Source organism: Agrococcus citreus (genome assembly GCF_039527715.1).
In the GTDB taxonomy this organism is placed as follows: domain Bacteria; phylum Actinomycetota; class Actinomycetes; order Actinomycetales; family Microbacteriaceae; genus Agrococcus; species Agrococcus citreus.
Window position 1 is genome coordinate 20,460 of sequence record NZ_BAAAKK010000003.1, and the last position, 4,652, is coordinate 25,111.

At 73.2% G+C, this 4,652-nt stretch carries 5 protein-coding genes and 1 pseudogene; 2 read left to right on the forward strand and 4 right to left on the reverse strand.

Annotated features, from left to right (window positions below; genetic code table 11):
- Positions 1-306, forward strand: a pseudogene (locus tag ABD106_RS14530) (alpha/beta family hydrolase); the annotation flags it as partial.
- Positions 307-475: 169 nt separating this feature from the next.
- Here ABD106_RS14530 and ABD106_RS05430 read toward each other — a convergent pair.
- From ABD106_RS05430 to ABD106_RS05440, 3 genes are all read right to left on the reverse strand, one after another.
- Positions 476-1,315, reverse strand: a complete 840-nt coding sequence (locus ABD106_RS05430; protein WP_343918167.1) for an aldo/keto reductase — start codon at positions 1,313-1,315, stop codon at positions 476-478.
- The gene (locus tag ABD106_RS05435; protein ID WP_343918169.1) at positions 1,312-2,469 is read right to left on the reverse strand and encodes a bifunctional 2-methylcitrate synthase/citrate synthase; all 1,158 of its coding nucleotides are present in this window, start codon (positions 2,467-2,469) and stop codon (positions 1,312-1,314) included. The genes ABD106_RS05430 and ABD106_RS05435 overlap by 4 nt, the downstream gene beginning before the upstream one ends.
- A 145-nt stretch (positions 2,470-2,614) precedes the next feature.
- Positions 2,615-3,103, reverse strand: coding sequence for a hypothetical protein (locus ABD106_RS05440; RefSeq protein WP_343918171.1), 489 nt, complete (start codon positions 3,101-3,103; stop codon positions 2,615-2,617).
- Positions 3,104-3,371: 268 nt separating this feature from the next.
- On the opposite strand from ABD106_RS05440, the gene ABD106_RS05445 reads away from it, so the two are divergent.
- On the forward strand, positions 3,372-3,887 hold the full coding sequence (locus ABD106_RS05445) for an SRPBCC family protein (RefSeq protein ID WP_343918173.1): 516 nt from the start codon (positions 3,372-3,374) through the stop codon (positions 3,885-3,887).
- Positions 3,888-4,013: 126 nt separating this feature from the next.
- On the opposite strand, the gene ABD106_RS05450 is transcribed toward ABD106_RS05445, so the two are convergent.
- Positions 4,014-4,652 (reverse strand): enoyl-CoA hydratase-related protein (locus tag ABD106_RS05450; protein WP_343918175.1); only part of this gene is annotated, 639 nt, incomplete at its 5' end.

A 4,652-nucleotide genomic window follows, 5' to 3' on the forward strand; every position in this document is an offset into this window, starting at 1 on the left:
GTCGCCGAGGGCATGCCCGCGGCCGGCCTCCTCTACCTCGGCTACCCGCTGCACGCGCCCGGCAAGCCCGAGCGCGTGCGCGACGAGCACCTCCGCGACATCGCGCTCCCCCAGCGGTTCCTGCAGGGCACGAACGATCCGTTCCAGTCAGGGGATGCGCTCGACCGCCTGGTCGCGGAGCTCCCGGATGCGCGGGTCGACTGGGTCGCGGGCGGCGACCACTCGTTCCTGGTCGCGGGCGGCGACCGCGATCCCGAGCGGGTCGCGGCGGCACTCGGCCCCCGCATCGCGTCCCTCCTGCGCTGACGCGCGCCTCGCGCCAGTCCTACCCGGACCCTCTCCACCATCCGGGACCCGGTGCACCAAGTCCCGCTCGGTGGAACGGGTCCGCGAACCAGCAGGACCCGAGCTCCGCAGGCGGACCCGCGATCGCGGGCCCTCCTGCCGGACTCGGGTCCGGGAGCGCGGCTGGCGGCTAGCTGACCTCCGCCGGGTCGGCCGACACGCGGCCGGCCTCGCCCTGGTCGAGCGCGTCGATCGCGGCGATGTCGTCGGCCGTGAGCTGCACGGTCGCGGCGGCGATGTTCTCCGCCATGCGCGCGCGGCGGTTCGACTTCGGGAAGACGATGCGGCCCGACTGCAGGTGCCACGCGATCGTCGCCTGCGCCCACGAGATGCCGTGGCGCTCGGCGATCTCGCCGATGACGGTCGACGCGTAGTCGACCTTGCCCTGGCCGAGCGGTCCCCACGCCTCGATCTTGATGTCGTGCTCGGCGGCGAGCGAGGTCGTCGCGCGCTGCTGGAACTGCGGGTGCAGCTCGATCTGGTCGACGGCCGGCACGAAGCCGGTCTCGAGGATCTCGGGCAGGTAGCGCTCGTCGAAGTTCGAGACGCCGATCGACGTCGTGAGGCCCTCGTCGCGCAGCGCGCCGAGCGTCTCCCACGTCTCGACCGGGCTGCCGGCCGACGGCGTGGGCCAGTGGATCAGGTAGAGGTCGACGCGGTCGAGCCCGAGCTTCTCGAGGCTCTCGCCGAGCGCGGCGCGCGCCTCGGCCTCGCCGCGGCGGTCGTTCCAGAGCTTCGTGGTGATGAAGAGCTCGTCGCGCGGGATGCCGGAGGCCGCGATCGCGCGGCCCACGCCCTGCTCGTTGCGGTAGATCGCCGCCGTGTCGATGTGGCGGTAGCCGGCCTCGAACGCGTCGAGCACGATGCGCTCGGTCTCGTCGGGGTCGACCTTGAAGACGCCGAAGCCGAGCTGCGGGATCGTCCGCCCGTCGTTCAGCTGCAGGCTGGGGATGCGGTGGTCAGCGGTCATGCGGTCTCCTCGATGGTCGATGTGTCCTCGGGCAGTGCGGATGCGTCGACGCCGGCGACATGGCGCTCGTCGGGTCCGCTGTAGGCCGAGAGGGGGCGGATGAGCGCGTTGTTCGCGCGCTGCTCGATGATGTGGGCGGTCCAGCCGGTCACGCGCGCCGCGACGAACAGCGGCGTGAAGATCGGCACGTCGAAGCCCATGAGCGCGTACGCAGGCCCCGACGGGAAGTCGAGGTTGGGCTTGATGGGCTTGCGGTCGGCCATCGCCTGCTCGAGCGCGGTGTACATCTCGAGCGTCTCGGGCGAGCCGTAGTGCTCGGCGAGCCGCTCGAGGGCGGCGCGCATCGTGGGAACCCGGGAGTCGCCGTTCTTGTAGACGCGGTGCCCGAATCCCATGATCTTGCGCTTCTCGTCGAGCGCGGTCTGCATCCACGCATCCGCCTTCGACGGGTCGCCGACCTCGTCGAAGACCTCCATGACGGCCTCGTTGGCGCCGCCGTGCAGGTGGCCCTTGAGTGCGCCGATCGCGGCGGTGACGGCCGAGTACAGGTCGGCGAGCGTCGAGGTGACGACGCGGGCGGTGAAGGTGGATGCGTTGAACGAGTGCTCGGCGTAGAGCACCATCGACTGGTTGAACGCCTCGACGACGACCGGGTCGGCCTCCTCGCCGAACGACATCCAGAGGAAGTTCGCGGCGTAGTCGAGGTCGTCGCGGGGCTCGACGAGCTCGAGGCCGTTGCGGCGGCGCTGCTCGTAGCTGACGATCGCGGGCAGCACGGCGAAGAGCCGGAACGCCTTGTCGAGGTCGGTCGACGGGTCGTTCGCCTCGGGGTCGTTCGCGCCGACGATGCTGACGGCCGTGCGCACGACGTCCATCGGATGCGCGTGCGACGGCAGCGCATCCATCACGGAGCGCACGTTGTGGGGCAGGGCGCGCAGCGAGCGCTCCCGGCGGCGCAGCTCGGCGAGCTGCTCGTCGGTGGGCAGGTCGCCGTGCCAGAGGAGGTGCGCGACGGCCTCGAACGGCTGCGTCGCGAGCTCCTGCACCGGGTACCCGCGGTAGAGGAGGGAGTTGGTGTCGGGGTTGACCTTCGAGATCTCGGTGGTGTCGGCGACGACGCCAGCGAGTCCCTTCTTGATCTCGGGCTCTGCCATGGTGCTCCTCGGTGAACGGGGGTGCGGGGCGCCATCCGACTCTAGGGCACGCTTCCCGCGCGCCAGGCGCGAGTCCGTGCGCCCTCAGCGCAACGCCGCAGCGCCCCGCCGAGTGGGCGGGGCGCTGCGGTCGGAGGGGCGTCGGTCAGTCGTTCGAGCCGGCCGAGGGAGCCGACTGTGCCGAGACGGCGGTCGGGGCCGAGTACGCGGGGCTCGAGGCGGAGTCTGCGGCGGGCGCGGGAGCCGCGACCGCCGCGGGCGCGGGCGCCTGGACGGGAGCCTGCGCTGCCGTGGCCGGCGCGGGTGCCTGCGTCGCCGACGGTGCAGAGGCGGGCGACTGCGCCGAGGCCGGCGAGACGGCCGACTGCGTGGCCGACGGCGCGACAGCCGAGTCGGCGTCGGCGGACGCGGCGGATGCGGCGGATGCGGCCGAGATGACCGATGCGTGGTCGCCGGTCGTCTTGATCGAGACGGTGCCGCGCTCGAGCAGGTCGCCGCGGACCGTGCTCGACTCGAGCGCGCTGCCGTCGGCGGCGCGCAGCTCGACCGCGTTGGCGACGCCCGCCGCGCTCGCCGCGATCGCGCCGAGGCCGAGGGTGCCGAGGGTGCCGATGGCGATCCACTTGGTGTTCATGGTCTGCTCCTTCAGGTGGTGGGGGCCCGGGCGGCCCCTTGCGTCTGACACCCACTCTCACGACCGGCGGTGAGCCGCGAAGGAGCGGCGGATGAGAGCCCTCTCACCCCTCGGTTCCTCAACGTCGCGGGTGGTCGCTCGGCGCTGCATGCGCGTCGTGCGACCACCCGCGACGTCGAGATCACAGGCGGGGGTTGACGCGCGGGGCGGTGGACGGCGACGGTGGCACGAGACCGCATCCGACACCGCGGCGACCGAGGAGCAGCGCATGGCCGACACCGAGTTCCACGTGCGCCAGTCGACCGAGGTCGCCGCGCATCCCGATCGCGTCTGGGATGCGCTCGTCGACGACACCGCCGCGTGGTGGGGCGCGCCCTACCTGCTGCTCGACGGCCCGAGCGCCGTGCTGCTGCCGCTGCGCGCGGGCGACGCCGTCGTCGAGCAGCTCGGCGACGCGTCGGCGCTGTGGGGCACGGTGACGATCTGCGTGCCGGGGCGCGTCTTCGCGTGGCGCGGCCAGATGGGCATGGGGGCCGGATGGGACGGCGAGGTGCGGTTCGACGTCGAGCCCGCGCGCGCCGGCACCCGCGTGAGCGTGCGGCACGACTCGGTGCGGCTGTGGGGCGGCGGCGACGTGGCCGCGATGCGCCGCTCGTACGACTTCGGATGGGCCGACCTGCTCGCGCGGCTGCGGCTGCTCGTCGAGACGGGCGCCCGGCACGGCTCGGCGGGGCTCAACGCGGCGCCCGAGTTCGCCTTCGAAGCGTCGATCGACCCCAGCTGAGGCCGCGGCCGCTCGTCGCCCCGGCCCCGCGCGAAGCGGACCCGCTCCACCGAACCGGACCTGGTGCACCGGGTCCCGATCGGTGGAGCGGGTCCGTTGCGGTGCTCGCGGCGAGCGGGCCTCCGCTCAGCGGTGCTGGAAGCGCGGCTCCCGCTTCTCGCTGAACGCCGCCATGCCCTCCTGCTGGTCGGCCGTGTCGAAGAGCGCCGTGAACTGCTCGGTCTCGAGCGAGAGGCCCTCCGCGAGCGGCAGCTCGAGCGCGGCATCCATCGCGGTCTTCGCGGCCACGAGCGCGGTGAGCGGCTTCGCGGCGATGCCGGCCGCGAGCTCCTTCGCCTCGTCGAGCAGCCGGTCGGCCGGCACGACGCGCGACACGAGGCCGGCGCGCTCCGCCTCGTCGGCGCCGATGCGACGCCCGGTGAGGATGATCTCGGCCGCCTTCGGGTAGCCGACCGCGCGCACGAGCCGCTGCGTGCCGCCGATGCCCGGGATGACGCCGAGCGAGACCTCCGGGAACCCGAACGTCGCCGAATCGGCCGCGAGGATGATGTCGCACATGAGCGCGAGCTCGAGGCCACCGCCGAGCGCGTAGCCCGACACCGCCGCGATCACGGGCTTCCGCACCGATGCGAACCGCAGCCACTCGCCGAAGTGGTCGTCGGCGCGCATCTCGGCGGCCGACTTCGAGGCCATCTCCTTGATGTCGGCGCCGGCCGCGAAGGCGCGCGCGGAGCCCGTGACGACGATGGCGCCGATGCCGTCGTC

Coding starts and splice junctions, on each gene's coding strand:
- ABD106_RS05430 (WP_343918167.1), bottom strand. CDS start 1,315: ATGACCGCTGACCACCGCATCCCCAGCCTGCAGCTGAACGACGGGCGG.
- ABD106_RS05435 (WP_343918169.1), bottom strand. CDS start 2,469: ATGGCAGAGCCCGAGATCAAGAAGGGACTCGCTGGCGTCGTCGCCGAC.
- ABD106_RS05440 (WP_343918171.1), bottom strand. CDS start 3,103: ATGAACACCAAGTGGATCGCCATCGGCACCCTCGGCACCCTCGGCCTC.
- ABD106_RS05445 (WP_343918173.1), top strand. CDS start 3,372: ATGGCCGACACCGAGTTCCACGTGCGCCAGTCGACCGAGGTCGCCGCG.